The sequence below is a fragment of the Kineococcus indalonis genome, from assembly GCF_009906395.1.
Taxonomy (GTDB): domain Bacteria; phylum Actinomycetota; class Actinomycetes; order Actinomycetales; family Kineococcaceae; genus Kineococcus; species Kineococcus indalonis.
Map to the genome: position 1 here is coordinate 1 of NZ_JAAALM010000334.1, position 4607 is coordinate 4607.

The window sequence follows — 4607 nt, forward strand, 5'->3', positions numbered from 1 at the left end:
CGACGACACCTACCTGCGCTCCCTGCTCACCGGTGTGGAGCGGGCGGCGGCGAGCGCCACCCCGCTGTCCAGCGGCTGCGCCGGGGCGCCGCCGGAGGTCCTCGACGCCGCCGAGGCGGCCGTGGAGGGGTTGCGCGGAGAGCTGCTGGCGCTGAGCCACCGGTTGCACGCGCACCCCGAGGAGGCCTTCGCCGAGCACGCCTCGGTGCGCGCGGTCGCCGACCTGCTCGCCGCCCACGGCGTGCGGGCGCAGGTGGGCGTGCACGGCCTGGACACCGCGCTGCGCGCGAGCGTGAGCGCCGGGGAGGGGCCCACGGTGGCGGTGCTGGCCGAGTACGACGCCCTGCCCGGCATCGGGCACGGCTGCGGGCACAACGTCATCTGCGCCTCCGCCGTCGGCGCGTTCCTCGGGCTGGTCTCCGCGCTGCGCTCGGGCGCCGTGGGCGGCACCGCGGTGCTGCTGGGCACGCCCGCGGAGGAGGGCGGCGGCGGCAAGGAGACGATGGCCCGCGACGGCGCCTTCGAGGGCGTGGACGCCGTGGTGATGCTGCACCCCTTCACCTACGACGTGGCGGTGCAGCCGTTCCTGGGCCGGCGCCAGGTGCGCGCGACGTACCGGGGGGTGGCCGCGCACGCCTCCGCGCAGCCGTTCATGGGCCGCAACGCGCTGGACGCCGTGGTCGCCGGGTACCAGGGCATCGCGATGATGCGCCAGCACATCTCCCCCGCCGACCGCGTCCACGGCGTGGTGCTGGAGGGCGGTCAACGCCCCAACGTCGTGCCGGAACGGGCCAGCGCGGAGTACTACGTGCGCTCGGCGGAACCGGCCACGCTGGCGGACCTGTGCGCCCGCGTGGAGGCGGTGCTCGTGGCCGCGGCCGCGATGACCGGGTGCGGGTACGAGCTGGAGTGGGACCGCCAGCCGGCGTACCTGCCGATCCGGGCGAACCTGGAGCTGGCGGCGCGCTGGACGGCGCACCAGCGCCGCCGCGGGCGCACCGCGCTGCCGCCGGGGGTCGTGCCGGAGAACCTCGCCGGCTCCACCGACCTGGGCAACGTCAGCGTGCGCGTGCCCTCGATCCACCCGATGGTCGCCATCGCCGGAGCGGGGACGTCCCTGCACACCAGCGGTTTCGCCGAGGCGGCCGGTTCGCCCTCCGGTGACGCCGGCGTGCTGGACGGCGCGGTCGGGCTGGCGCTGACCGCGCTGGACGTCCTCGCCGACCCGGGGCTGCTCGCCGCCGTGCGCGCGGAGTTCGAGCGCGACGGCGGGGTCCTGGACGTCGAGGGGTTCCTCTCGTGAACCGCCGCACCGGCACGGGCACCGGCACCGGTACGGGCACCGGCGACCGGCTGGAGGTGAGCACCACCCGCACCGACCGGCTGCTCGGCGGCATCGAGCGGGTCGGCAACAGGATCCCCGAGCCGTTCGTGCTGTTCCTGGGGCTGTTCACCGTGCTGGCCGTGGTGAGCACCGCCATGGCGCTGGCGGGCGTGACCGTGGAGGTCCCCGGCTCCGGGCAGAGCGACCCGGTGCGCGGGTTCTTCACCGGTGAGGGCGTGCAGTGGTTCACCACGAACCTCGTGGACAACTTCGTCTCGTTCCCGCCGCTGGGCACGGTGGTGGTGATCCTGCTGGCGGTGGGTCTGGCCCAGCGCAGCGGGCTGATGGCGACGCTGGTGAAGGTCGCGTTCGCCGGCGCGCCCCGCTGGGCCCTGCCGTACGCGGTGGCGTTCATCGGCGTGGTGGGCAGCGTCATGGCCGACTCGGTGATGATCGTCATCCCGCCGCTGGCGGCCATGGTGTTCAAGGCGGTGGGCAGGCACCCCGTCGCGGGCCTGCTCGGGGCGTTCGCCGCCGCCGGCGCCGGGTACTCCACCTCCATCGCCGTCACGAGCCTGGACGCCCTCTTCGCGGGCATCACCTCCTCGGTGGCGCAGACCCTGCCGGACGCCGGGACGCCGGTGACCCCGGTGTCGAACTGGTACTACAACATCGCCAGCTCCCTGCTGCTGACCGTGGTGTGCGGCCTGCTCATCACCCGGGTGCTGGAGCCGATGCTGACGCGCACGGGGGTGCCCAGGGAGCAGCACCCGGACGCCGAGGGCCCCGGCGCGGTGGAGGACGTGCACGACCTGGCGGTCTCGCGCGCCGACCGCCGCGCCCTGGGGCTGGCCGGGGTGGCGGCCCTGCTCACCGCGGCCGCGCTCGTCGTGCTCGCGGTCGTGCCCGGGTCCCCGATGCGCAACGAGGACGGCGGCTACCTGCCCGAGTCGCCGCTGCTGGACTCCACCGTCTTCCTCGTGGTGTGCATGCTCACGGTGCCGGCGCTGGTCTTCGGCCGGCGCACCGGTTCGCTGCGCCGGCTGGACCAGGTGCCCGCCGCGATGGGCGAGGCCGTCAAGGACATGGCGCCGTTCATCGTGCTGGCGTTCGTGCTGGGGCAGTTCGTGGCGCTGTTCACCTGGACGAGGGTGGGCACGTGGATGGCCGTGGCCGGCGCCGGCGGTCTGGAGTCGCTGGACCTCACCGGGTTCGAGGCGATCGTCGGGTTCGTGCTGCTGGCCACCGTGCTGAACCTGTTCATCACGTCGGGTTCGTCGATGTGGACGATCATGGGGGCGGTGTTCGTGCCGCTGTTCGCGCTGCTCGGCTACGAGCCGGCGTTCACGCAGGCCGCCTTCCGCGCCGGGGACTCCGCCACGCAGATCCTCACCCCGCTGAACCCCTACATCGTGGTGGTGCTGGCGATGCTGCGCCGCTACGAGCCGCAGGCGGGGCTGGGCACGCTCATCTCGCGGTTCCTGCCGTTCACGGTGTGCTTCTGGGTGGCGTGGGTGGCGCTGCTGACGCTGTGGTTCGTCCTGGACCTGCCGCTGGGCCCGGGGCAGTACTCGCGCCTGTAGCCGGCCCCGCGCGCGGACCTCCGCGTCGGCCAGCTCCGCCGCCGCGGCGCGCGCGGCCTGCGGGGAGTCCGCGGCCAGCGCCGCGGCGGCCATCGCGCGGCAGGTGGCCGCGCTGGTGCGCGAGAGCGCGAAGCGCACCGCGGGCACGGCGGCCGGGGCCATCGACAGGCTGCTCACGCCCAGGCCGACGAGCACCAGCGCCAGCAGCGGGTCGCGGGCGGCCTCGCCGCACACCCCGACGGGCCGGGCGGCGGCCGCGCCGGCCTCGCCGGTCAGGCCGACCAGCTGCAGCACCGCCGGCTGCCAGGGGTCCAGCAGCTCGGCGAGCTCGCCGGCGAGGCGGTCGGCGGCCATGGCGTACTGGGTCAGGTCGTTGGTGCCGATGCTGACGAAGTCCAGCCCGGCGGCCAGCAGCGCCGGCGCGCGCAGCGCCGCGGCGGGCACCTCCACCATCGCGCCGACGGTGCGCAGCCCGGCCGCGCGCGCCTGCGCGGCGAAGCCGGCGGCCTCGGCGGGCGTGGCGACCATGGGGGCCATCACCCACGGGTCGGTGCCGGTGCGCTCGGCGGCCGCGGCCAGGGCGCGCAGCTGGGTGGTCAGCAGGTGCGGGTGGCGGCGGGCGGTGCGCAGGCCCCGCACGCCCAGGGCGGGGTTCTCCTCCGGCTCGACCTCCACGAAGGCCAGCGGCTTGTCGGCGCCGGCGTCCAGGGTGCGCACGACGACCTTGCGGCCGGCGAAGGCGGCCAGCACGCGGGCGTAGGCGTCGGCCTGCTCGGCCTCGGTGGGCTCGGAGGTGCGCTCCAGGAAGAGGACCTCGGTGCGGAACAGGCCCACCCCCTCCACGGCGGCGGCCCCCTCGCCGGCGGCGGCGCGCTCGGCGTCCTCGACGGCGCCGACGTTGGCCAGCAGCTGCACGGCCAGCCCGTCGGCGGTGCGCCCGGGCCCGCCGGGGGCCGCGGCCAGCGCGGCGCGGGCCGCGCGGCGCGCCTCGACGGCCTCGACGAGCGCGGCGGAGGGGGCGGGGGTGACGGTGCCCGCGCGGGCGTCGAGCACCACCTGCTCCCCCGCCGGCAGCGACAGCGCGCCGGCCACGCGCACCACGCAGGGCACGTCCAGCTGCGCGGCGATGATGGCGGTGTGGCTGGTGGGGCCGCCCAGCTCGGTGACGATGCCGACGACCCGGGACAGGTCCAGGGTCGCGGTGTCCGCCGGCGCGAGGTCGGCGGCCACCACCACCGAGGGGCCGTGCAGGTCCGGCACGCCCGGCTGCGGCAGGCCCAGCAGGTGCGCGACGACGCGGTCGCGCACGTCGCGCAGGTCGGTGACGCGCTCGGCGAGGTAGGGGCCGGAGGCGGCCAGGACCTCGCAGAAGCCCTCCACGGCCGCGTCGACGGCGGTGGCCGGGCCGGTGCCGGCGCCGACGCGCCGCTCGGCGTCGCCGAGCAGGCCGGGGTCCTCGGCCATCAGGGCGGTGGCCCGCAGCACGTCGGCGGTGGTGCCGCCGGCGGCCGCGGCGCGCTCGCGCAGCGTGGCGGCCACGGCCGCGAACGCCTCGCGCACGGCGGCGGTCGCGGCCGTCGGGTCGCCGGCCGCCGGCTCGTGGGCCGGGGGCCGGGCGGCGGGGGCGACGAGCACGACGGTGCCGACGGCGGCGGAGGTGCCGACGCCCACGCCGGTCAGCACGGCGGGCACGGCGGGCG

Annotated in this window: 2 protein-coding genes and 1 pseudogene; 2 read left to right on the forward strand and 1 reads right to left on the reverse strand. The window is 76.9% G+C overall.

The window, feature by feature from the left end; all coding sequences use genetic code 11:
• Both GTR00_RS15045 and GTR00_RS15050 read left to right on the forward strand, forming a co-directional pair.
• Positions 1 to 1303 (forward strand): M20 family metallopeptidase (locus tag GTR00_RS15045; RefSeq protein WP_166612415.1); only part of this gene is annotated, 1303 nt, incomplete at its 5' end.
• A complete protein-coding gene (locus tag GTR00_RS15050) occupies positions 1300 to 2907 on the forward strand; it encodes an AbgT family transporter (protein ID WP_205705886.1) in 1608 nt (535 codons plus the stop codon). The genes GTR00_RS15045 and GTR00_RS15050, both read left to right, overlap by 4 nt.
• A 15-nt stretch (positions 2908 to 2922) precedes the next feature.
• Here the strand turns inward: GTR00_RS15050 and GTR00_RS15055 are convergent.
• Positions 2923 to 4590: pseudogene (locus GTR00_RS15055) on the reverse strand (putative PEP-binding protein); the annotation flags it as partial.
• Positions 4591 to 4607 lie beyond the last annotated feature (17 nt).